Raw genomic sequence first — 21,717 nt, forward strand, 5'->3', positions numbered from 1 at the left:
AAACATATGCCGCTCTTTTGCCGTTAAAGGAGCGGCGTGTTTCACTTTTCAATCCGGAAAGGAGATTGAAAAAGTCATGAACCATAAACCGAAAGCACTGCAAAAAGGCGACACGGTCGGTGTGATTGCGCCCGCAAGCCCGCCTGAGAGCGGGACGCTGCAAACCGCGCTGCTGTTTTTAGAGAATGAGCTTGGCCTTCAAGTGAAACTCGGCCGGGCGCTGAAGACCCGTCACGGCTATTTGGCGGGAGAAGACCGGGCGCGCCTCGATGATCTCCATGATATGTTTAGTGATCAGAATGTCAAAGCGGTGATATGCGCGTGCGGAGGATTCGGCACGGGCCGCATTGCCGCCGACATCGATTTCGGCTTAATCCGCCGCAATCCGAAAATTTTCTGGGGATACAGCGATATTACGTTTTTACATACCGCCATTCATCAAAATACGGGGCTCGTCACATTTCACGGCCCGATGCTGAGCACGGATGTCGGGCTTGAAGATGCTGATCCTCTGACAAAAGCGTCGTATCATCAGCTTTTTACAGAAACGGAATTCACCTATACGGAGGACATTTCTCCGCTGGAGGTGCTGACAGGCGGAAGGGCCGAGGGAGAGCTTGCGGGCGGCAATCTGTCGCTCATTACGTCCACACTCGGCACGCCGTTTGAAATTGATACGAAAGACAAATTGCTGTTTATCGAGGATATTGATGAGGAGCCGTACCAAATCGACAGAATGCTGAATCAATTAAAGATGGCCGGAAAACTGTCAGACGCAGCCGGAATCCTGGTCTGTGATTTTCACCAATGCGAACCGAAGCATAAAGAAAAGTCGCTTACTTTAGAGCAAGTGCTGAACGATTACATTGTCAAATCAGGGAAGCCCGCGCTCAAAGGCTTTAAAATCGGCCATTGTTCACCGAGCTTCGCCGTTCCGATCGGAGCCCGCGCGGTTATGGATACGGCGGCCAAAGCGGTAACGATTGAATCGGGGGTTTCCGGAAGGGAGTGATCAGGCGTGAGGATTACAGATATTCAAACGGGACGGATGTCCGTGCCGCTGAAAAAGCCGTTTAAGACCGCTTTGCGCACGGTTTACAATGCTGAATCGGTCATTGTGAAGCTCACATTTGACAACGGTCTGACCGGCTGGGGCGAAGCGCCGCCGACGGTTGTCATTACAGGCGACAGCACGGACGGTATTGAAAGCGCCGTCCGCGATGTGCTGAAGCCCGCTCTCTTGGGGCGGAGCCTTTCCGGCATAGAAGCTGTTTTGTATGATATCAGCCGGCTGTTGGAAAGAAATCAAAGCGCAAAAGCCGCGGTGGATATGGCTGTATATGACGGATGGGCGCAAATGCACGGACAGCCGCTTTACCGGCTTCTCGGAGGCTATCGGAATACACTGGAAACAGATTTTACCGTCAGCGTCAATTCTCCTGAGGAGATGGCGGGGGATGCAGACCGCTATGTGAACAAAGGATTTCATATTTTAAAGATAAAAGTCGGCATAGGTGACATATCGGACGATGTTGCCCGGATTCAGGCGATCAGATCACGTGTCGGCGGAAACGTCAAACTGAGATTGGACGCCAACCAAGGCTGGACGCCGAAAGAAGCCGTGACTGCGATCCGAAAGATGGAAGACGCCGGCCTCGGCATTGAGCTGGTCGAGCAGCCTGTTCATAAAGACGATATCGCCGGGCTGAAGCAGGTCACCGATGCCGTAGACACGCCGATTATGGCGGATGAGAGCGTCTTTACTCCCCGTCAGGCCTTCCACGTGCTGCAGACGAGAAGCGCCGATTTAATCAATATTAAGCTGATGAAAGCGGGCGGCATAAAGCAGGCGGAAACAATCAATGCGATGGCCGAAACGTGCGGCGTGGAATGCATGGTCGGCAGCATGATTGAGACCAAGCTCGGCATCACCGCCGCGGCTCATTTTGCCGCGGGCAAACGGAATGTGACAAGGTTTGATTTTGATGCGCCGCTTATGCTGAAAGATGATTTGATTAAAGGCGGCATCACATACAGCGGCAGTCAGATTACGATTCCCGATGAACCGGGTCTCGGCATTACCGGGGTGTCGAAACAAGAGGAGGCGAAAAGATGAGAGCAGCCGTTACAGCGGCGGCAGCCAACGTATGGACGATGCCGTCATCTCCCCGTTCGTATGATGCGCCGATGCTTGAAAACCCGCCGCAGATCAGAAAATGGTTAGCGTCTATGGGATATGAAGAGCGGCTGCAATTATGCACAGACAACCTTGTCCAAACGCAAGCGCTTTTCGGGGAAGAGGTGATCATTCTCAAAGAGGAAGGGGAATGGGCTTTTGTCGCCGTTCCCGGCCAGCCCTCAAACAAGGATGCGCGCGGATATCCGGGCTGGATGAAAAAAAGCCAGCTTTCAAAAGACGGCTTTTTTTCATCTTCGCCCGCCGTATGGATTACCAAACCGACAGCTTTTTTATATCACACTAACGGCGAACCGGACTTGGAAGTAAGTTTCTTAACGCGTCTTCCGGCATCAGGACGTGAGAAAGGCTTTTTTCGGGTTGTGACGCCTCTCGGAGAACGGTTCGTAAATGAAGCTGACGCAGACGAGTGCCGGCATACGGAAGGACGGGCGGCCGAGGTCATCGAAACGGGCATGATGTTTCTCGGGCTTCCGTATTTATGGGGAGGACTGAGCGGTTTCGGGTTTGACTGTTCCGGGTTTATGTATTCGATATTTAAAGCAAACGGCTATACCCTTCCCCGTGATGCAAAGGACCAAGCAAAAGCCGGGTGCGGCGCGGCGGTAAACGATATCCGGCCGGCTGACCTTTTGTTTTTCGCCTATGAAGAAGGAAAAGGCGCGATTCACCATGTCGGTTTGGCGCTGGGAGACGGACGAATGCTGCACTCCCCGAAAACGGGAAAAACAATCGAAGTGCTGTCCTTGGAAGGAACGATCTATGAAAAAGAATTATGCACCGTACGCCGCTGTATAAGCGAAAAGGGGGAATAGAAAATGACGGCATCTCCGCTCCTTGAAGTCAGCGGGCTGAAAATGCATTTTGACGCAGGAAGAAAGAAAGCCGTAAAAGCAGTCGACGGTGTCAGCTTTCACATTAAAAGAGGGGAAACATTCGGACTTGTCGGAGAATCGGGATGCGGTAAATCGACGCTCGGAAGAGTTATTCTCCGTCTGTATGACCCGACGGCCGGTTCGGTATCATATGAAGGGACGGATATACACCGTGCCGCGGCCGAACAGCGGTCGGTCTTCTTCCGCAAGCTGCAGATGATTTTCCAAGACCCTTACGCCTCGTTAAATCCGCGCCTGACCGTAAGGGAAATTATTATGGAGCCGATGGAAATCCACAATCTTTACAATACAAGAAAAGCCCGTATGATGATGGCGGATGAACTGCTTGAAGCTGTCGGGCTCCATCCGGATTTCGGCAGCCGTTATCCCCACGAATTCAGCGGCGGACAGAGGCAGAGAATCGGGATTGCCAGAGCGCTCTCTCTGCATCCCGAATTTATCGTGGCGGATGAGCCGATTTCCGCGCTGGATGTGTCGGTACAGGCTCAGGTCGTCAACCTATTAAAAAGGCTTCAGAAAGAGAAAGGGCTGACATTTTTATTTATCGCCCACGATTTATCAATGGTCAAGCATATCAGCGACCGGATCGGCGTGATGTATTTGGGCCGCATGATGGAAATTACAGAAAGCGCTGCGCTTTACCGGGAACCGCTTCACCCTTATACGAAGGCGCTTTTATCCTCAATCCCGATTCCTGATCCGCTTCTTGAGGACAAGCGTGAACGGATTATTCTGAAAGGGGAGCTGCCGAGCCCCCTTAACCCGCCGAGCGGCTGTGTATTCAGGACGCGGTGCCCTGAAGCGATGGAGCTCTGCGGTAAGATAACGCCTGAGCTTGAAGAAGTGAAGGCGGGGCGTTTTGTCGCCTGCCATTTATACAAAAAAGAAAGCTGACAATATAAAGTCAGCTTTCTTTTTGATTAAACCTGATGCAGAAATGACACGCAGACCGGATACGGAACCGGAATGTCGGATTGAAGCAGAGTCAATTTGCCTGTTTCCGGATCACGTTCAAACAAAACCAGATTTCCCGTTTCTTCGTTTGACGCGACAAGGAATGTCTCGGAAGGGTCAAACGCGAAATCACGCGGCCAGTTGCCTTCTGTCGGCACCCATTCAATAAGAGACAATTCACCGGAATATTGGTTGATCTTAAAGATGGCGATGCTGTCATGTCCGCGGTTGGCGGCATAAAGAAATCTGCCGTCTTTAGATATGCGGATTGCGCTGCCTTGCGATTTGTCCGTAAAGCCCTCAGGCAAAGCGGAAATGACCTGCAGCTCTCTGAATTCACCTAAGGTCGGGTTGTATTCAAGCGCGATGACTTCATTGCTGATTTCCGTCATGACATAGGCGTATTTTTCCGCCGGATGGAAAACGATGTGGCGCGGCCCTGAACCCGGTGCGAAAGAGTGAGTTTTCACCTCTGTGAGCGAACCGTTTTTCATTTGGTACGTATACAGCGTATCCGTCCCTAAATCGACGGCTGCAATGTAGTTATGCTCAGGTGTATAGCCAGCGAAATGGGTATGCGGTTTCTCTTGTCTTTCATGAGGACCTGTTCCCGTATGAGCGGCTTCGGCAGCCGGCTCCTGCAGACTTCCGTCCTCATTGACGGGAAAGGCGTGCACTTTTCCGCTGTGGTAATTAGCGGTTAACACATATTCATGTTTATCATCAATGCTGACGTGGCATGGAGACGGGCCTTCAATCAGCTGGTGGTTTACAAACGTTAATTCCCCGCTGTTCTGATGAATCTGATAGGCTGCGACGCCGCCTTTTCCGTCTGCTTTTTCAATGGAATACAGCATGCTGTTATCAGAATTCGGAGTGACGTATGTCGGGTTGCCGAGCTTTGCTGCCAGCTTCGGCCGGCTGAGCCTTTTCGCTTCTGTATCAAGTTCAAAACAATAAATGCCTTCGCTTCCGCCTTTTGTATATGTTCCCGCGTATCCTATGTACTTAGCCATTCGGTTTCCCCCTTTAGAGTCTTGTCTTCTCTATATTAACGTATCTTGAAGGAAACTGCCTTGTAAATGTTTAAGATGTTCTGACAAGCGGCAAGGTGCAGCAGCGGAAGGAACCGCCTGATTTGATAATTTCGGAAAACTCGGTTTCAATGACCGTATAACCCCTTTTTCTGAGCTCGCGGTTCGTATGACGGTGCTGCGGCAGGCTGATAATTGTCTGATTGCCGATTGACAGGATATTCGGGCCGAGCGTGAATTGCTCTTCTTCAGGCACTTCTATCATCTCAAAACGTTCGGCGAGAAGATCAATTTCTTTCTGCCGCAAGCCATTTTTGCAGTATAGTGCTTCCGTTTCCGAGATCATATTAAATACACAGTCCAAATGTAAGAAATCCTCCTTGAGAGGGATCGGCACAACAGTCATCTCCGGCAGCGCCTCCCGCAGCTCCCGGACAGCCGCTTTATCCGTACGCTTGCTCAGCCCGGCGTAAACGGTGCCGTCTGCGATCAAGATGTCGCCGCCTTCAATGTTCGCTTTTTTCAGTCGCGTATAAGGGATTTTCTTATCGTCAAGCAGGTCTTGAAACACTTTTTCTTCTCCCTGCCGGACTGAAGCCGCCATGTTTGAAATAAACGCTGTCTCGCCTAAGACAAATCCGATATCCCGGGTGAATACCTGCTCAGGCAAAGCGGGATCGGCAGGCAGCAGGACGACTTCAATCTGATGAGATCTTAAAATGTCAATAAACTCACTATGCTGTTTGAGGGCAACGGGTATGTTAATATTTTCTTGTTTGAAATGTTTCTGCGTTCCGTTAATAATATCCTTGATGGTCATGTGTTCAGGCCGGCATAAGATGACTGTCTGCAAAGCATCAAACTCACTGCGGCAAGCCGGTTTCCGCGTGGATTTGGGAATGGATACGTCCATGTGATATCCTCCTATCGGTATTCAATGTGCGTTTATTATTCCCGGATGTGATGAATAATGAAACATACCTGATAGAATATCTAACCAACTTAATATTTAAAATTTTAGACAAAACGATCAAAGTATTGTTTAATAGGGTACAGATGAAATGTCAAAACGACCAGACACCAAAGGGGAGTTTAAATAATATGAAGTTGCCAGAATCAAGATTTTGCAAAGAAACAAGGGTTGTCAAGACAAGCAGGGTTTTTCCGCTTGATACGAATAATCACAATACGCTGTTTGGCGGAAAGCTGATGAGCTATATTGATGATATCGCTTCAATTTCCGCGGCCCGCCACTGCCGATGTGAAACAGTCACGGCCTCAATGGATTCTGTGGATTTTTTGCGCCCGATCGGCCAACAGGATTCCGTATGCCTTGAATCCTACGTCACATGGGTCGGCACATCGTCTATGGAGGTGTTTGTCAAAGTCATTAAAGAACATCTGATGACGGGTGAACGCGAGCTTGCGGCAACGTCGTTTCTGACATTCGTCGCGCTCGATTCAAACGGGAAATCGGTGCCCGTTCCGCGGATCGTGCCGGAAACCGAGGAAGAAATCATGCTTCACAATACGGCCGTTCAGCGCGCCGGAGAACGAAAAAACCGCTTAAAACACAGCAAGGCCCTGGCCGAGGCGCTCGGAACAGATAAACCTTGGTAATCGTCAAACCGCTTTTTTTAAAAGCGGTTTTTTTATGCTGAAAAAGGACTTTTCCTGCCGGGTCCATAATTTATTACAGGGAAAGGAGACGTGGCGTGCATGATGAAACATAAGTCTTCCGGCACCATCCTGACAACCGGGCGTATCCGTCTGCGGACTATGCGGGATGACGATGAAGACAATTTGTACGGGCTGTTTACCGACAGAGAGGTCATGAAATATTATCCTTCTCTTAAAAGCAGACGGGAAACGAAGGAATGGATTGCCTGGAACAAACGATTGGCCGCAGGATACGGCGTCAGTCTTTGGATCGCAGAGGATAAAGTGTCGGGTGCATTTCTCGGTCAATGCGGAATCGTTCCGCAGACGATAAGCGGAAACACTTTGATGGAAATCGGCTATATGTTTGCCCGCTGCCGCTGGGGCTGCGGCTATGCGACAGAGGCGGCGAACGCCTGTCTGGACTACGGTTTTCATACGCAGCAATACGGACGCATAGCGGCGCTGATTGATCCGGAAAATGCTGCCTCCGTCCGCGTCGCGGAAAAAATCGGCATGGTGCCCGGTGAGACCGTTACCAAATGGGAGAGGCGGCTGACGGTATTTGACATCACATCTGACGTTGAACGTTTCGGCGAAATGTAGTATGATACGAACAGACATGTTTTCTAGGGTTCCGCATGTTCATACATGGCCTGGTCCGAGAGAAAACACATATGCGGACATATCCCGCATATGCACACGGAGGGAAAAAAGCCCGGGAGAGTCAATCTCATGTGAGACGACTATTCCGGGCTTTTTGTATTGCCCGGAAACAGAAAGGATGAAGAACATGAAATGGGGTTTAGTGGTCATAGCGGCCGTATTTGAAGTGGTATGGGTCACCGGCCTGAAACATGCTGATTCGGCACTGACGTGGGGCGGCACGATTACGGGAATCATCATCAGTTTTTATCTATTAATCAAGGCGACGGACAGCCTGCCCGTAGGAACGGTATATGCGGTCTTTACCGGACTCGGGACAGCGGGCACCGTGCTCAGTGAAATCCTGCTTTTCAAAGAACAGGCCGATCCGGTAAAAATCGTGCTGATCGGCGTTTTGCTGATCGGTGTCATCGGATTAAAGCTGGTCACACAGGATAAGCCTGAGACGAAGGAGGAGAAGGCGTAATGCATTGGATCAGCCTGATAGCCGCGGGTCTTTGTGAAATGCTCGGGGTCATTTTAATGAATCAATTTCAAAAAGAAAAGAAAGTCAAGTGGATTTTTTTCATTATCGTCGGATTTGCGGCTTCTTTTTCCCTGCTTTCTTATGCGATGGAGACGATTGCGATGGGCACGGCCTATGCGATCTGGACCGGTATCGGCACGGCGGGCGGCGCACTAGCCGGCATTCTTTTCTACGGCGAGCAGAAGGATGCGAAGCGCATCTTTTTCATTGCGCTTATTTTGTGCGCAGCCGTAGGGCTGAAAATTCTTTCGTAAATTGATTTTTATCAAATTTTCAGTATAATCTATAATAAGTTACGAATTATGAAGATACGAGGGATTAAAACAGATGAATTCATATATGACACAGCGGCTGAAAGAATACCGCCGCGGTAATGAGGAAAAAGGGCGCCTGCTTGTCAGCTGCCCCGATCAGCCGGGAATTGTATCGGCTGTGTCCGCGTTTTTGTTTGAACACGGCGCGAATATTATTGAATCAAATCAATATACGACTGACCCTGAAGGCGGACGTTTTTTTCTCAGGATCGAATTCGACTGCAAGGGCATTCGTGAGAAAAAAGAGGATTTACAGCAGGCGTTCGCCTCAATCGCGCAGACATTCGGCATGACATGGAGCCTCTCTCTGGCAAGTGAGCTGAAGCGAGTGGCGATCTTTGTATCCAAAGAGCTGCACTGCCTTCATGAACTGATTTGGGAATGGCAAAGCGGCAATATGATGGCCGAAATTGCGGTCGTCATCAGCAACCATGAAGAGGCGAAAGAAGTGGTCGAGCCGCTGAATATTCCATTCCATTACATGAAAGCTAACAAAGATATCCGCGCCGAAGTTGAGCGGCGCCAGCTTGAGCTGCTGGAGCAGTATAAGATTGATGTGATCGTTCTTGCCCGCTACATGCAGATTTTGACGTCTGATTTTGTATCTGCCCATCCGAATCGGATTATTAACATCCACCATTCATTTCTGCCGGCCTTTATCGGCGCTAATCCGTATAAACGGGCTTATGAGCGCGGAGTGAAATTAATCGGCGCGACCTCTCACTATGTGACGGACGATCTTGACGAAGGGCCGATTATTGAACAGGATATTGAACGCGTCGATCACAGAGATCACGCAGAGGATCTGAAGAATATCGGCAGAACGATTGAGCGGAGCGTGTTGGCAAGAGCCGTAAAATGGCATCTGGAAGACCGTGTCATCGTTCACGGAAACAAAACGATCGTATTTAATTAATGACGGTCCGCCGGGGAGGCGGGCTGTTTTTTATGGATGAAAATGTCTTGACAAGAACCTGTTTTCTTTGCATAATATAAAAAAATCATTGAGCGTTGAAGAGGATCAGTACGCAGAACTTTCTGTGACAGAGAGCAAAATGGCCCGCTGAAACATTTTGCCGCATGAAACCTGCCGAACCTGCCTTGGAGTCCTGAGGGGAAAACTCAGGCGCGATACCTGGCGTTACAGGAAAGCGGGACGCGTGAAAAACGCGTTCAAACAAGGTGGTACCACGGAAAGCCCATTTCGTCCTTATTTTTCAGGACGGAATGGGCTTTTTTTATTGACGAGAGCCGGTTTGGATTGATTGCCACGGAGGAGAAACGATGAAAAAACAAAGAATTGTTGTGAAAATCGGGAGCAGCTCGCTCACCAACAGTAACGGAAGTATTGATGAAGCAAAAATTAAGGAACATACGGAAGCCATTTCTTTATTAAAAGAGAACGGGCATGAAGTGATCCTCATTACCTCAGGCGCGGTGGCAGCGGGTTTTTCCGCTCTCGGCTATCCGTCGCGACCCGTTACGATAAAAGGAAAACAGGCAGCTGCCGCAGTCGGCCAGACGCTTTTAATGCAGCAATATATGGACCATTTAAAAAGATACGGTCTGACGCCGGCACAAATTTTATTAACAAGAAATGATTTCTCAAAAAGAGAGCGGTACAGAAATGCCTATGCCACTGTAATGGAACTGTTGGAGCGCGGCGTCGTGCCGATTATTAATGAGAATGATTCCACATCAGTCGAAGAGTTGACGTTCGGTGATAACGACATGCTGTCGGCGCTTGTAAGCGGTTTGATTCATGCAGACCAATTAATGATTCTCACAGACATTAACGGGCTGTACGATGCCAATCCGAATGAAAACCCGGACGCAAAGCGGTTTGACTATCTGAATGACATCACACCTGAATTGCTCGGATATGCCGGGTCAGCAGGCTCAAAGGTCGGCACCGGAGGCATGAAGTCAAAACTTCTCGCCGCTCAGACCGCATTGTCGCTCGGGGTGAAGGTGTTTATCGGAACCGGCTCCGGACGTGAAAAACTGATGGTGATTTTAAACGGAAAAGGCGACGGCACTTATATCGGCGATAAAGACCTGTCCTCAGTGAATAATACACGGCAATGGATCATGTTTCATTCTCCGATATCAGGGGAAATCATCATTGATGGGGGAGCGGAGCAGGCGATGATCCATAACGGGTCAAGTCTCCTCCCGGCCGGCGTCGCCGATGTCTGCGGCAGTTTTCCGAAAGGAGCCGTAGTGGAAGTCAGAGGGCCCGGCGGCATTATCGGCAAAGGGCAGACGCAGTACTCATCCGATGAAATTTTAGAAGCCAAAGGGAAGCGGAGCGACCAGCTTTCAGGAACGAAGCAGGTGGAAGTGATTCACAGAGATGATTGGGTGAATTTATTTGACGAGGGGGAACACAAATGAGTGAAGTATTGCAAAAAGCAGCTTTGGCAAAAGAAGCGGCTGCCGAAATGGTCATGAAAACGACGGCTGAAAAAAATGAAGCGCTCCAATGTATTGCAGACGGACTCAGAAATGAACGCCGGCTTATTTTAACAGAGAATCAGAAAGACATTGAAGCGGGACGGAACAGGGGACTGACAGCTGACATTATTGACAGGCTGACGCTTGATGAAAAACGCCTGCTCGATATCGCGGACGCCGTGGAACTGCTAATCGGTCTTGAAGATCCCGTCGGTGAATCATTGGAGACCATTCAAAAAGAGAATGGATTATCTATTGAAAAGATCCGCGTGCCCCTCGGAGTAGTGGGCATGATCTATGAGGCCAGACCGAACGTTACCGTAGACGCGGCCACACTCTGTCTGAAAACCGGAAACGCGGTTGTGCTCAGAGGAAGTTCTTCCGCCATCCACAGCAACATAGCGCTTGTCAGTGTGATGAAACGCGCACTTGGGCTGTCAAAGCTTCCGATTGATGCCGTTCAGCTCATCGAAGATACAAGCAAAGAAACCGCCAAACAGCTCTTTACATTAAATGATGGGCTGGATGTATTGATCCCGCGCGGCGGTAAAAATTTAATTGATCTTGTGGTCAGGGAATCAACCGTACCCGTTTTAGAAACCGGAGCGGGCAATTGCCACGTGTACATAGATGAGTCAGCAGATCCCTTTATGGCAAGCGAGGTCGTCATCAACGCCAAAACACAGCGCCCTTCGGTCTGCAACGCGATTGAATCTCTTCTGATTCATGAAAAATGGGCCGAAGAACACGGACGAAAGCTGCTGAATCAGCTGACAGAAAAAGGGGTTGAGCTCCGAGGAGACCAGGTGATTTGCGGACTGGAGCCTCAAGCGAAACAAGCAGAAGAAGCCGATTGGGGAGCGGAGTACCTGGCGCCGATTCTCAGTGTAAAAACGGTGCAGGACGTACAGGAGGCGGTCCGCCACATTCAGCAGTACGGCACAAACCATTCAGAAGCCATTCTGACGGAGAACGCCGAGCATGCGGCTTACTTCCAGACCGCCGTTGACGCCGCCGCCGTGTATCATAATGCTTCAACCCGGTTTACGGACGGTTTTGAATTCGGATACGGAGCCGAGATCGGCATCAGCACGCAAAAGCTTCACGCGAGAGGGCCGATGGGACTTCCGGCGTTAACATCTACAAAAATCATCATCAAAGGAAACGGACAAATCCGGGTATAATCTTTTAAGCTTATCCTTCAAAAAGGGTAAGCTTTTTTTATGCGGAAAGATTGACGGTTTCCATTATATTTCGTAAAATTAGATTGTACACAATATAATAGAGGTGAATTTATATGACAAAACCATTATTTACTGCAACCGTTTCAGCCGCAGGCGGACGTGAAGGGAAAGTCACGTCTTCTGACGGGGTGCTGAATCTTGATGTTGCCATGCCGGGAACGCCAAGAGCAAAAAAGCTCGAACAAGCCACAAACCCTGAACAGCTGTTTGCCGCAGGATATTCAGCCTGCTTTGACAGCGCTCTTCAACTCGTAGCAAGAAAAGAGCGTCTGAGTATTGAAACAGAGGTCACTGCGCATGTCAGTCTGCTGAAAGATGAAAGCGACCAAGGATATAAACTCGACGTCACCCTTGAGGTCAAAGCTTCCGGCATTGAGAAACAGGAGCTTGAAGCCCTTATCCAAAAAGCGCACGGTGTGTGCCCGTATTCAAAAGCGACAGCGGGAAATATTGAAGTGAAGCTTCTGGCAGCAGAATAAAAATAAGGATGCCCATTCGGGGCATCCTTATTTTTTGCCGTGCAGCGTTTTCAAAACCTCATAAAGCGACTGTTTTACCTGCTTTAATTCCTCTTTTGACAGTCCCGTCTGTTCCAGCATGGCAATGGGGATATCCGCCGCTGTATTCTGCAAGGCCCGTCCTTCATCTGTGAGCCTGATCGTCACGGATCGCTCGTCTTCAGCCGACCGCTTTCTCATGATGATTCCGTGCTGCTCCATCCGTTTCAGCATCGGTGTCAGCGTTCCGGAATCCAGGTGCAAAAGCTCACCCATCCGTTTCACATTCAGTTCTTCGTGCTCCCATAATAAAAGCAGCGCCAAATACTGGGGATAAGTTACGTTGAGCTTATCAAGCAGCGGTTTGTACCGTTTCGTCATTTCCCTTGAGCTTGCGTACAGCAAAAAACAAAGCTGATTCTCCAGTTTCATATGTTCAAAATCTTTTTCTGCCATTCTTTCACCAACTCTTTTTTGTTAACGTTACCCCTATTGTAGCCGAAAAACGGCCCATTTCCTATTGCAATCATGTTTAAAAATATGAGCAGGGGCAATATATACAGTAAGTACAATGAGGAGGCTGATAATAATGGCATTATTTACTTCAAAAGCGACCGCAGTCGGCGGACGAGCAGGACATATTAAATCCGAAGACGGGGTGCTGGATTTTGACATCATCATGCCGAATGCAAAAAAAGACGGAGAAACCGGCACAAACCCTGAACAGCTCTTTGCGGCAGGATATGCTGCCTGCTTCGGGGGAGCGCTTGAACTCGCCGCCCAAAAACAAAAAATCGACATGACCTCTGAAATTGAAGGACAGGTCAGCCTTTTAAAAGATGAGAGTGACGGGGGTTACAAAATCGGCGTAACGCTCGTCATTGATACAAAAGATCTTGATAAAGAAACGGCGGAGAAGCTGGTGCACGCCGCTCATGAGTTCTGTCCGTATTCAAAAGCAACAAGAGGAAATGTAGACGTCAAACTTGAATTGAAATAAAGAAACGAACGAATATCCCGGATTTCATATCCGGGATATTTTATTAACGAAAACATCAGTAATGATCTCTTCTCTCCCGGAATAAGAATACGATATAGCACTTTTGCATAATGACACCAAGAGAAAAGAGGGAGAAATCGATGTCTCTTCCAAACATACCGAACATCACCCCCGACATTACACTCTCCAGATGTGAGACCCTGAACCTCCTTCTTTCATCCGTGGCTATGGAAGAAATCGGACTATCCCATATTCTGCAGGCGGAAGCGGAAAGGATTCAAATGTTTCTCAGCGCTTCCGGCGATCCCTCCTTAGGGGAATTATCATCAATCAATAGAAGCACTGAACGGCTCCTGCGCACCGTCATGAAATCACAACTCCTTTTGCAGACGAAGCTTGAAGACATTATCTACTTACAGGATGCTGAAGCCTGTATAGACCCGGACGATCCAAGTAATCCGAGTGATCCAGGCGATCCTGATGACCCGTGGAATCCGGACGATCCAAGTAATCCGAGTGATCCAGGCGATCCTGATGACCCGTGGAATCCGGACGACCCAAGTAATCCGAGTGATCCGGGCGATCCTGATGACCCGTGGAATCCGGACGATCCCAGTGATCCGGAAGATCCGTGTGACGACCTGTTTTACGGCCGTATTGGCTGCTGTGAGTGCGGGGATTGTGAGGACTGCGATTGGAAGAAAAAAGGCGGGGAGCGTTCATAAAAAAAGAGACGGGTGAAGCATATGCCGTATCCAAGCATCTCAAAAGCGAAACAGACATCTTTTGAAGCCTTGCATTGTCTCACGATGGCGCTGTTAAATATATTATCTGTGACCGTGGATAAAAGAAGGGGTTCAAATTACAAAGAAGAAATCAGGCTGTTCTCCGCATTGTGCCGCTGGCAGATGGAAACAGGCGGCCGGCTGTTTTTAATGATCAGCTTGGAAGAAGAACAGAAGCAGATGTATGCGCGGCACTTTCATGAAATGAAGACAGTGACGGAACGAACGAAAAAATTCATTTGTGAAAGCCCGCGCGAATTCCGGGCGCATCCCATTACGAAGCGGGCTGTCAGGCAGCTTCAGGAATGGGATGCAGAATCAACTGCCGAACCTGCCGTCAGATGGGTGCGGCCTGTCATCATAACGATGAACGGCACTCCTGGACCGCCTTGGTTCAATCAACAACTCCAAAATCGGGAAAGGTGAGAAAATGAGCGGAAATGCTGAATGTAAACTGACTCTTTGCATGATTGTGAAAAACGAGGAGAGATATATCTCCCGTTGTTTATCAAGTGTACAAGACATCGCTGATGAGATCGTCATCGCAGACACCGGATCACAAGATAATACAAAAGATATATGCAAAAGCTTTCAGGCAAGAGTGTTTGATTTCGAATGGGAGAATGATTTCGCAAAGGCCAGAAATTACGCCCTGCAGCATGCCGAAGGGGATTGGATATTAGTGCTTGACGCGGATGAAGAGCTCGATCAGGAGACGGGCCGTTTTTTAACTTCGCTGCTTCATGACGGATTACCGAGCCGGGGACTTTTGAAAATCATCAATTATACGGGGAAGCAGCTCGATGAAAACGAAGCGTTTGAAAGCATGCAGCCGAGGCTGTTCCGCAATCATAAAGGCCTTCTGTATCAAGGCAGAATTCACGAGAATATCTCGGCTCCCAATGAGGAAGAAAACAATGCTTTTTTCACGCTCCCATGTGTGATTCATCACTACGGCTACTTGGAGCAGGAAGAAAAAATCAAACAAAAACATAAACGGAATATCAGCATATTAAATGAAGAACTTTCAGAGGAAAATCCTGATCCGTGGCTAGTCTATCATCTGGCAAGTGAATGTTACAGAATAAAAGACTATGAAAAAGCATTACATCTTGTCAACGGCTCAATATTTCAATTTTTAAGTGAGAAACGAATGCCTCCGTCTCTTCTGTATTTTCTAAAATATACAATATTGCTTGAGCTCAAGCGATATGAAGAAGCCGAACAAGGGATTGAAAAAGTGCTCAAGCTTTATCCTGATTACAGCAATCTTCATTATTATAAAGGCCTTGTATTATATCATTTGGAAAAGTACAGAGCGGCAATCAAAGCATTTGAAGCCGGAACGCAGGTTGAAGGAGAAAACGCTGATCACTTCATTTTAAAAGGTGCCGCCGATTTCAGAGCTTTTTATTATATGGCGAAATGCCATGCTGCATTAAACCATGATATGACGGCCATCGCTTACGCCAAAAAATCCGTGAAATTCAATCCGCAATTTAAACCCGCGCAAGAACTTCTGTCTCAATTAAAAAAGGATCAGCGGACAAACGCCTGATCCTTTTTTTGCATGTTCCATTAAGATAATCGAATAATGTTTAAAGCTGCGCCGGCACTTCCTCTAAGCAATGTGGCCGCACCCAATAATCCGAACAGCTGGAGCTGAATGGTGCTGCCTGCTGTCAAAGTCACAATAAAGGAGTTGTTGAAGCTTGCCAAAGACGCGACCGGGGCAATAATCGAACTTGCCGCCGGAGTGCCGTTGATTAAGATGCGCGAACTTACTAGCAGGCCGGCCGTTAAATTAATATGGTAGGAAATATAGTACCGTCCTGCCGGAGCAACGGTGAATACAGTATTTGCGGCATTAGCGGTAATATCCGCTGAGAGGTTTTGTTCATTCGGTAAGGAAATGTCCGTGCCGCCGACAATAACTGCGACAACACCGCCGCCCGTATTGCTCGCATAGCCGGAAGTGGCTGTCAGACTTGTTCCGGTGCTTCCCGGAGGCCCTGTAATGCCGGTAGCCCCGGTAACTCCGGTCGGTCCTGTAACGCCAGTAGCCCCGGTAATTCCGGTCCGCCCGGTTGAACCAGTAGCGCCGGTGCTTCCCGCCGCAGCTAAAAGTGTATAGTCAGCTGAGGTTTCAGGGGTTCCCGACGGGCTGTTTACGTTTGCGACATAAGAGCTGCCGTTATACAAGACAACCTGTCCGGTCGTGTAAGTAGGGGCGATCAGCGGATTAAAAGCAACAATCCCTTGAAGACCCGCACCCGTGGCCCCCGTCGGCCCCGTGGCACCAGTCGGTCCCGCCAATGTAGGGATATTTGAGATACTGTCCAATTTTGAACCGAGAAGGAGCTCCTGTTTCATTAAGCTGTCAAGCGTATCCCGGACGCTCTCATTCAGGTTAAGAATATCCGCAAGACTTGACGGGGGTCCTGTTAATCCGGGGATCGTTCCGAGCGCGTATTGGATTTTTTCCCCTTCCGCATTCAGAATATGTGCCATTCCCAGCTCTTCCATAGCAATTGACGAAAGAAGAAGGTTAATGGTATCGTCTCTGGACAGTGTAACGACAGGGGTGATATTGGGCAAATTAGGCTGTGACACAATGTCCCTCCTTATGAGTTGGCTGAAAATCATTTTATTGCGAACAAAGTTCCCCCAAATGAGCGTAAGCAGTACTGTATCATTATATTCACTGATTCTGTCCAAGTTTCTGAACGAATTCCCTTCATTAATTTCATCATATATGAAGGAAATACTTTAAATATAGAGAAAATACATCGCACAGCATTCACAAAATCGGTCAAAATGACAGCGGGACATGTGATCGTCTATAAAGCGATGGCTATATATCTTGTGCGTTTCCTGCAAAAACGCTCTTTTTCATTTCAAGTTTTCTGTATAAAAGGGCGAGAAGCATGGACGGTATCGTACAAACAATCATTCCGATAAAGGCATACCGGGGTTCAATTTCATATAAAAAACCTCCGAAAATAGTAAATACCGCAGTGCTCCAGCTGAGAGCAAGCGCTGAATATATACCTTGGGCTTTCGGGATTTGCGCGGGTGAAATATTTTTAATTAAGTATTTCATAAATGCATAGTGTCCCATCGCGAATGAACAGGCATGCAGCGTCTGCGCAAGACAGAAAATGATGACATGCGGAAAGGCAAATACGAGTATCCAGCGTACGGTAGCACCAAGCGCCGCCAGGGCGAGCAAAGAGCCTGCCGTAAATTGATGAAAGTATCGGTCAGCGATTGCAAAGAAGATAATCTCCGCGATAACGGCGATGTTGATGATGATTCCGATGGCATATGCGGGCGCATCGATTTCCTGCAAAAAGAGATAACCGTAATTGTAGTAAGATGCATGTGCCGCCTGCAGTAAGATAACGATTGCGAGCACCAGACCGAAATATTTGATGCGGAATAAGGCAAACATGCCCTCTTTTCTTGCGCGGTCTGTTTCCGGCCGTTTTGAAAGAACAGCTGGCGCATGCATAAAGCTTAGGGATGCGAATATCAGGGCGCCCAAAAGCAGTGCCCATAAAATCGCTTGGTCTCCGAATATACCTGTAAAGACGGACAGGATGACGCCGGCTGAAACAAAACCCGCGGATCCCCACTGTCGACTAGTCCCATAAGCCTTTAATTCGTTATGCTGTACAAGGACGCCGCAAGCGCTGTCTAAAGCAGGCATTAAAGCCGGGTAAAACACATGCAGCACTAATGTGACAAGAAGCAGGCTTTGAAAAGAATCAGCGGGAATATAACATAAAAGTGCGAGAAGCGTCCCGATTCTGGCACCGTTTAATAAGGCTTTGCTGCTGAATTTTCCTGATAAATAAGGGAAGAAAAATAATGTGGAAATCCCTCTTGCCGCCAGGCCCAGACTCATAATGAAACTGGCTTCGGATACGGAAACCCCTTTTATATGCACCATCCATCCCGTCCAATAGGGCAGAAAAACACCCCATGTCATAAAAAAACTAAAAAAATGAAGACTCATCCAGCGATATGCTTTCATTCCCGTTCCTCCTTTAATTGGCATGTTATCATGTAAGGACATAAAGACAATATGAGATATCTCATATTTTTGGGGTGGACGATGGAAATTTATAAAGGCGAGAAAAAGCGGCATCAGTTAAAAAAACACTCAATCGCGCATTTATTCTCTTTCCCCGCTGAAGAGTTTATGGAAGTGCGCGAATATGAGCGGGACGAATGGATTATTCAAGAGGGCAGGAGGCCTGACTTCCTGTTTTACGTGATTGAAGGAAAAGCGAAAATATATGTAACCCACCAAAACGGGAAAGTTTCTTTAATTAATTTTATCAACAAAAATGATTACATCGGAGAGATGGAACTATTACATGAAGTGTATTACACAAAAGGAATTCAAGCCTCAGCGAAGACTGTTTGTTTTGCTCTGCCTATTTACCGCTGCCGCGCGCAATTGCTGCAGGATGCGAAATTCCTGCGTGAGCTGGCTAAGTTTTTAAGTGCTAAGGCAACGCTTATGGCTTCGAAATATTCACAAAGTCTGGCGTTCCCGCTTGAAAACCGGCTTGCTGATTTTATTTTGCAGACGGCTTATAAAGGGGTTTATAAAGAGAAGCACGTAACGGTCTGTGATTATTTGGGTGTATCTTACCGTCATCTCTTGCATGTGCTGACGCAATTCTGCCAAAAAGGGTATTTGCAAAAAGAGGGGCGGGGCTATCAAATTAAGCAGTATGATTCATTGTATGAACTTGCAGAAGCGCTGCAGAATAAGTAGCACGCGCAGAAAAAACAGCCACCCGCAATTTACGGATGGCTGTTTTCATTATACAAGCTGAGCTTGTTTTTTTCGTGCCTGTTTCGCGGCGTCGACCATATTTTTTAATGCCGCAACGGTTTCTTCCTGCTGTCTTGTTTTCAGTCCGCAGTCCGGGTTTACCCAGAAGCGGTCAGTCGGACACACCTCAAGCGCGTCATCAATAATTTGATAGATTTCTTCAGTTGCCGGCACACGCGGGCTGTGAATGTCGTATACACCGAGTCCGAGGCCTTTCACGTAAGGATGTTCTTTCAGGTACTCTAAAAATCCTCCGTGGCTTCTGCTGTGTTCGATTGTAATGACATCCGCGTCAAGATCATTGATCGTATCTACGATATCTTCAAAGTTGCTGTAACACATATGCGTATGAATCTGCGTCTCATTTTGCACAGAAGACGTCGTTAACCGGAATGCTTCTGCGGCCCAAGTTAAATATTCATCCCAATCCTGCGTTTTTAACGGCAGTCCTTCGCGGAGCGCGGGTTCATCCACTTGGATAATCTGAATACCGGCATCTTCAAGCGCTTTTACTTCTTTTCTGAGGGCAAGCCCGATCTGGAAGGCGATTTCTTTTCTTGAAATATCCACACGCGGGAATGACCAGTTTAAGATGGTGACAGGTCCCGTCAGCATGCCTTTCATGTGTTTTTCCGTCAGCGATTGGGCGTAGACCGTATCTTTTACCGTCATCGGTTCGATAAATTCGACATCTCCGAAAATGACAGGCGGACGTACGCAGCGTGAACCGTAAGACTGGACCCATGCATATTTCGTAAAGGCGAATCCGGCCAGCTTTTCACCGAAGTATTCCACCATGTCCGTCCGCTCAAATTCTCCGTGAACGAGCACGTCTAAGCCGATTTCTTCCTGAATGTCAACCCAGCGCTTCGTTTCCGCATTAATAAAGGCTTGGTACTGTTCATCCGTCCAATCTTTTTTCCGCCATTTTTGCCGTGCGCTCCGCACCTCGGCAGATTGAGGGAAGCTTCCGATTGTCGTCGTCGGCAGAAGGGGAAGACCGAGTGATTCATTCTGCAGCGCCAATCGTTCTTCAAAGCTTGCCGGACGGGAGAAATCTTTTTCCGTCAGCTGATTCAGCTCTTCTTTTTGAGCGGAGTTCGCTCCTGTTGCGAATGCTTTTAAAGCCTTAAGTGCCGCTTTTGATTCTTCGATCTGCTCACTGACGGCCGCTTTGCCGGACAGAAGCCCTTCTTTTAAGACGCCGAGTTCCGCCAGTTTTTCTTTAGCGTATGACAGGCCGTTCAGCAAATCCTTTTCAAGATGCTCGTCAGGGTGTTTCGCCACCGGCACGTGCAGAAGGCTGCTTGAAGGCTGAATCCATAACTCCTCAACATCAGCGTGGCTGAGGATATCCAAAGCCGCATCAAGGCGTTCTTCAACATCGATTTTCCAAATGTTCCGGCCGTCGACCACACCGGCTGCCAGCACTTTATCTTTCGGGAAGCCGTGCTTTTTCAATTGCTCAAGGTTTCTGCCTTTATCATGCACGAAATCAAGTCCGATTCCCTGTACGGGATAAGAAACGAGTTCTTCATATGCATCAACCGAATCGAAGTATGTCTGCAGGAGGACATTCAGCCCTGAAAGCTCTTTTGTGATCGCTTCATAGAGGTCTTTGGCGGCGCGGACGTCTTCAGAGGAAGCTGTCACAAGGGCAGGCTCATCAATCTGAACCCATTTGACGCCTTCAGCTTCAAGCTCTTTCAGCAGCTGCACATAAAGAGGAACAAGGCGTTTTTGAATCGCTTTCGCTTCTGATTCTTCGTATCCTTTCGCAAGCGTGACGAATGTATACGGACCGACGATGACAGGTTTCGTTTCCGCTCCGAATTCTTCTTTGATCCGGCGGTAGTCGTCAAGCTGTTTGTTTCTCGTCAGACGGAATTCAATGCTTTCGTCATATTCAGGAACGATGTAATGGTAGTTGGTATTGAACCATTTCGTCATTTCACTGGAAACGGCGTCTTTTACACCGCGGGCAATCGCAAAGTATGTATCAACGGGATCCGTGATGCTGCGGAATCTTTCCGGAATCCAGTTAAAGCTGACGGCGGTATCAAGCACATGATCATAATGAGTGAAATCAGAGACCGGCACGATATCGATATGTTGGTCAAGCTGTGTTTTGACAGCTGATAAGAATAAACCGTCAAGCTCTTTAAGAAACGTTTCTTTATCAGTGTTTCCTTTCCAATAAGCCTCAAGTGCTTTTTTCCATTCTCTGTTCAAGCCGATTCTCGGAAAACCGAGGTTCGAAGTTTTGATTGTTGTCATTAAGTCTCCTCCTTTAAGTGAGATGTAACAAAAAAGCCTCTTTCTCATGAGAGAAAGAGGCTTTAACTTCAAAATGCAAGCCTCTCTTATCTCTCAGATCACGTCTGATGGAATTAGCACCGTGCCTTATGAGACAATCGTCTCGGCGCAAAAATCACGCGCCCCATTTCACAATGGAATTACGGTCGGTTGCTGTTGGGGTCAAAAGGCCAATCCCTCGCCCAACTCTCGATAAGAGAAAGTATTTCAATTTTTTTGAAAAGTTACATCATTTGTTGGTTATCTTATCAGCTTATTCAGATCACTGTCAATAGAAAATCTCACAATTTAAAAATTGGTGATGTGACAAACTGATCAAT

23 protein-coding genes, 2 riboswitches and 1 other annotated feature are annotated in these 21,717 nt (G+C 48.1%); of the genes, 17 read left to right on the top strand and 6 right to left on the bottom strand.

Features of this window, described 5'->3' with window-relative positions; translation table 11 throughout:
- The first annotated feature begins 76 nt into the window (after positions 1–76).
- From HAP68_RS06255 to HAP68_RS06270, 4 genes are read left to right on the top strand one after another with little or no spacing between them, the layout of a single operon-like run.
- Complete coding sequence (locus HAP68_RS06255; RefSeq protein ID WP_007407244.1) at positions 77–1,012, top strand: S66 peptidase family protein; 936 nt, start codon at positions 77–79, stop codon at positions 1,010–1,012.
- Positions 1,013–1,048: 36 nt separating this feature from the next.
- Positions 1,049–2,116: a dipeptide epimerase gene (locus HAP68_RS06260; RefSeq protein ID WP_221419323.1), complete on the top strand. Its 1,068-nt coding sequence runs from the start codon at positions 1,049–1,051 to the stop codon at positions 2,114–2,116.
- Positions 2,113–3,012, top strand: coding sequence for a C40 family peptidase (locus tag HAP68_RS06265; RefSeq protein ID WP_014304869.1), 900 nt, complete (start codon positions 2,113–2,115; stop codon positions 3,010–3,012). The genes HAP68_RS06260 and HAP68_RS06265 overlap by 4 nt, the downstream gene beginning before the upstream one ends.
- A gap of 3 nt (positions 3,013–3,015) precedes the next feature.
- On the top strand, positions 3,016–3,987 hold the full coding sequence (locus HAP68_RS06270; protein ID WP_003154776.1) for an ABC transporter ATP-binding protein: 972 nt from the start codon (positions 3,016–3,018) through the stop codon (positions 3,985–3,987).
- A 26-nt stretch (positions 3,988–4,013) separates the two neighbouring features.
- Here the strand turns inward: HAP68_RS06270 and HAP68_RS06275 are convergent, their stop codons facing one another.
- Both HAP68_RS06275 and HAP68_RS06280 read right to left on the bottom strand, forming a co-directional pair.
- Complete coding sequence (locus tag HAP68_RS06275; RefSeq protein ID WP_024085204.1) at positions 4,014–5,063, bottom strand: lactonase family protein; 1,050 nt, start codon at positions 5,061–5,063, stop codon at positions 4,014–4,016.
- Between the two features lie 70 nt (positions 5,064–5,133).
- Positions 5,134–5,994 carry a dimethylarginine dimethylaminohydrolase family protein gene (locus tag HAP68_RS06280; protein WP_003154774.1) on the bottom strand — a complete coding sequence of 287 codons (861 nt, stop codon included), beginning with the start codon at positions 5,992–5,994 and terminating at the stop codon, positions 5,134–5,136.
- A 188-nt stretch (positions 5,995–6,182) separates the two neighbouring features.
- Here HAP68_RS06280 and HAP68_RS06285 point away from each other — a divergent pair, with 188 nt between their 5' ends.
- From HAP68_RS06285 to HAP68_RS06320, 8 genes are all read left to right on the top strand, one after another.
- Complete coding sequence (locus tag HAP68_RS06285) at positions 6,183–6,701, top strand: acyl-CoA thioesterase (protein WP_003154772.1); 519 nt, start codon at positions 6,183–6,185, stop codon at positions 6,699–6,701.
- A 99-nt stretch (positions 6,702–6,800) separates the two neighbouring features.
- A complete protein-coding gene (locus HAP68_RS06290; RefSeq protein WP_015388342.1) occupies positions 6,801–7,346 on the top strand; it encodes a GNAT family N-acetyltransferase in 546 nt (181 codons plus the stop codon).
- Positions 7,347–7,358: 12 nt separating this feature from the next.
- Positions 7,359–7,467, top strand: a riboswitch (guanidine-I (ykkC/yxkD leader).
- Between the two features lie 66 nt (positions 7,468–7,533).
- A complete protein-coding gene (locus HAP68_RS06295) occupies positions 7,534–7,872 on the top strand; it encodes a DMT family transporter (RefSeq protein ID WP_003154767.1) in 339 nt (112 codons plus the stop codon).
- Entirely contained in the window at positions 7,872–8,186 is a 315-nt protein-coding gene (locus HAP68_RS06300) for a DMT family transporter (protein WP_024085206.1), read from the top strand. Before HAP68_RS06295 ends, HAP68_RS06300 begins: the two co-directional genes overlap by 1 nt.
- A 73-nt stretch (positions 8,187–8,259) precedes the next feature.
- On the top strand, positions 8,260–9,162 hold the full coding sequence (gene purU / locus HAP68_RS06305) for a formyltetrahydrofolate deformylase (protein ID WP_003154764.1): 903 nt from the start codon (positions 8,260–8,262) through the stop codon (positions 9,160–9,162).
- Between the two features lie 86 nt (positions 9,163–9,248).
- Positions 9,249–9,461 (top strand) — a binding site (T-box leader).
- A 69-nt stretch (positions 9,462–9,530) separates the two neighbouring features.
- Positions 9,531–10,643, top strand: a complete 1,113-nt coding sequence (gene proB / locus HAP68_RS06310) for a glutamate 5-kinase (RefSeq protein WP_014304874.1) — start codon at positions 9,531–9,533, stop codon at positions 10,641–10,643.
- Positions 10,640–11,887: a glutamate-5-semialdehyde dehydrogenase gene (gene proA / locus HAP68_RS06315; protein WP_024085207.1), complete on the top strand. Its 1,248-nt coding sequence runs from the start codon at positions 10,640–10,642 to the stop codon at positions 11,885–11,887. The genes proB and proA overlap by 4 nt, the downstream gene beginning before the upstream one ends.
- 113 nt (positions 11,888–12,000) lie before the next feature.
- A complete protein-coding gene (locus HAP68_RS06320) occupies positions 12,001–12,426 on the top strand; it encodes an organic hydroperoxide resistance protein (protein WP_024085208.1) in 426 nt (141 codons plus the stop codon).
- Positions 12,427–12,453: 27 nt separating this feature from the next.
- On the opposite strand, the gene HAP68_RS06325 is transcribed toward HAP68_RS06320, so the two are convergent.
- Positions 12,454–12,900 (bottom strand): MarR family winged helix-turn-helix transcriptional regulator, encoded by a 447-nt coding sequence (locus HAP68_RS06325; protein ID WP_014304877.1) that lies wholly within the window; start codon positions 12,898–12,900, stop codon positions 12,454–12,456.
- Between the two features lie 133 nt (positions 12,901–13,033).
- Between HAP68_RS06325 and ohrB the strand changes: the two genes are divergently transcribed.
- The 4 genes from ohrB to HAP68_RS06345 all read left to right on the top strand — a co-directional run bounded on the left by ohrB (position 13,034) and on the right by HAP68_RS06345 (position 15,787).
- Positions 13,034–13,444: an organic hydroperoxide resistance protein OhrB gene (gene ohrB, locus HAP68_RS06330; protein WP_003154758.1), complete on the top strand. Its 411-nt coding sequence runs from the start codon at positions 13,034–13,036 to the stop codon at positions 13,442–13,444.
- Positions 13,445–13,584: 140 nt separating this feature from the next.
- Positions 13,585–14,169 (top strand): alpha-helical endospore appendage domain-containing protein, encoded by a 585-nt coding sequence (locus tag HAP68_RS19520; RefSeq protein WP_003154757.1) that lies wholly within the window; start codon positions 13,585–13,587, stop codon positions 14,167–14,169.
- 21 nt (positions 14,170–14,190) lie between these two features.
- Complete coding sequence (locus HAP68_RS06340) at positions 14,191–14,655, top strand: hypothetical protein (RefSeq protein ID WP_184123310.1); 465 nt, start codon at positions 14,191–14,193, stop codon at positions 14,653–14,655.
- A 4-nt stretch (positions 14,656–14,659) separates the two neighbouring features.
- Entirely contained in the window at positions 14,660–15,787 is a 1,128-nt protein-coding gene (locus tag HAP68_RS06345; protein ID WP_024085212.1) for a glycosyltransferase, read from the top strand.
- 20 nt (positions 15,788–15,807) lie between these two features.
- Here HAP68_RS06345 and HAP68_RS06350 read toward each other — a convergent pair whose 3' ends face one another.
- Positions 15,808–16,842, bottom strand: a complete 1,035-nt coding sequence (locus HAP68_RS06350) for a BclA C-terminal domain-containing protein (protein ID WP_024085213.1) — start codon at positions 16,840–16,842, stop codon at positions 15,808–15,810.
- 241 nt (positions 16,843–17,083) lie between these two features.
- A complete protein-coding gene (locus HAP68_RS06355; protein ID WP_024085214.1) occupies positions 17,084–18,268 on the bottom strand; it encodes an MFS transporter in 1,185 nt (394 codons plus the stop codon).
- Positions 18,269–18,349: 81 nt separating this feature from the next.
- Between HAP68_RS06355 and yeiL the strand changes: the two genes are divergently transcribed.
- Positions 18,350–19,021, top strand: a complete 672-nt coding sequence (gene yeiL, locus HAP68_RS06360; RefSeq protein WP_024085215.1) for a transcriptional regulator YeiL — start codon at positions 18,350–18,352, stop codon at positions 19,019–19,021.
- 48 nt (positions 19,022–19,069) lie between these two features.
- Here yeiL and metE read toward each other — a convergent pair whose 3' ends face one another.
- Complete coding sequence (gene metE / locus HAP68_RS06365) at positions 19,070–21,358, bottom strand: 5-methyltetrahydropteroyltriglutamate--homocysteine S-methyltransferase (protein ID WP_003154751.1); 2,289 nt, start codon at positions 21,356–21,358, stop codon at positions 19,070–19,072.
- Positions 21,359–21,441: 83 nt separating this feature from the next.
- Positions 21,442–21,596, bottom strand: a riboswitch (SAM riboswitch).
- Positions 21,597–21,717 lie beyond the last annotated feature (121 nt).

It is taken from the genome of Bacillus sp. Bvel1 (assembly GCF_014872755.1).
Lineage (GTDB): Bacteria > Bacillota > Bacilli > Bacillales > Bacillaceae > Bacillus > Bacillus velezensis.

What these genes read in the sequence shown, in the direction of transcription:
- HAP68_RS06255 (WP_007407244.1), top strand. Translation starts at nt 77, where the DNA reads ATGAACCATAAACCGAAAGCACTGCAAAAAGGCGACACGGTCGGTGTG.
- HAP68_RS06260 (WP_221419323.1), top strand. Translation starts at nt 1,049, where the DNA reads ATGTCCGTGCCGCTGAAAAAGCCGTTTAAGACCGCTTTGCGCACGGTT.
- HAP68_RS06265 (WP_014304869.1), top strand. Translation starts at nt 2,113, where the DNA reads ATGAGAGCAGCCGTTACAGCGGCGGCAGCCAACGTATGGACGATGCCG.
- HAP68_RS06270 (WP_003154776.1), top strand. Translation starts at nt 3,016, where the DNA reads ATGACGGCATCTCCGCTCCTTGAAGTCAGCGGGCTGAAAATGCATTTT.
- HAP68_RS06275 (WP_024085204.1), bottom strand. Translation starts at nt 5,063, where the DNA reads ATGGCTAAGTACATAGGATACGCGGGAACATATACAAAAGGCGGAAGC.
- HAP68_RS06280 (WP_003154774.1), bottom strand. Translation starts at nt 5,994, where the DNA reads ATGGACGTATCCATTCCCAAATCCACGCGGAAACCGGCTTGCCGCAGT.
- HAP68_RS06285 (WP_003154772.1), top strand. Translation starts at nt 6,183, where the DNA reads ATGAAGTTGCCAGAATCAAGATTTTGCAAAGAAACAAGGGTTGTCAAG.
- HAP68_RS06290 (WP_015388342.1), top strand. Translation starts at nt 6,801, where the DNA reads ATGATGAAACATAAGTCTTCCGGCACCATCCTGACAACCGGGCGTATC.
- HAP68_RS06295 (WP_003154767.1), top strand. Translation starts at nt 7,534, where the DNA reads ATGAAATGGGGTTTAGTGGTCATAGCGGCCGTATTTGAAGTGGTATGG.
- HAP68_RS06300 (WP_024085206.1), top strand. Translation starts at nt 7,872, where the DNA reads ATGCATTGGATCAGCCTGATAGCCGCGGGTCTTTGTGAAATGCTCGGG.
- purU (WP_003154764.1), top strand. Translation starts at nt 8,260, where the DNA reads ATGAATTCATATATGACACAGCGGCTGAAAGAATACCGCCGCGGTAAT.
- proB (WP_014304874.1), top strand. Translation starts at nt 9,531, where the DNA reads ATGAAAAAACAAAGAATTGTTGTGAAAATCGGGAGCAGCTCGCTCACC.
- proA (WP_024085207.1), top strand. Translation starts at nt 10,640, where the DNA reads ATGAGTGAAGTATTGCAAAAAGCAGCTTTGGCAAAAGAAGCGGCTGCC.
- HAP68_RS06320 (WP_024085208.1), top strand. Translation starts at nt 12,001, where the DNA reads ATGACAAAACCATTATTTACTGCAACCGTTTCAGCCGCAGGCGGACGT.
- HAP68_RS06325 (WP_014304877.1), bottom strand. Translation starts at nt 12,900, where the DNA reads ATGGCAGAAAAAGATTTTGAACATATGAAACTGGAGAATCAGCTTTGT.
- ohrB (WP_003154758.1), top strand. Translation starts at nt 13,034, where the DNA reads ATGGCATTATTTACTTCAAAAGCGACCGCAGTCGGCGGACGAGCAGGA.
- HAP68_RS19520 (WP_003154757.1), top strand. Translation starts at nt 13,585, where the DNA reads ATGTCTCTTCCAAACATACCGAACATCACCCCCGACATTACACTCTCC.
- HAP68_RS06340 (WP_184123310.1), top strand. Translation starts at nt 14,191, where the DNA reads ATGCCGTATCCAAGCATCTCAAAAGCGAAACAGACATCTTTTGAAGCC.
- HAP68_RS06345 (WP_024085212.1), top strand. Translation starts at nt 14,660, where the DNA reads ATGAGCGGAAATGCTGAATGTAAACTGACTCTTTGCATGATTGTGAAA.
- HAP68_RS06355 (WP_024085214.1), bottom strand. Translation starts at nt 18,268, where the DNA reads ATGAAAGCATATCGCTGGATGAGTCTTCATTTTTTTAGTTTTTTTATG.
- yeiL (WP_024085215.1), top strand. Translation starts at nt 18,350, where the DNA reads ATGGAAATTTATAAAGGCGAGAAAAAGCGGCATCAGTTAAAAAAACAC.
- metE (WP_003154751.1), bottom strand. Translation starts at nt 21,358, where the DNA reads ATGACAACAATCAAAACTTCGAACCTCGGTTTTCCGAGAATCGGCTTG.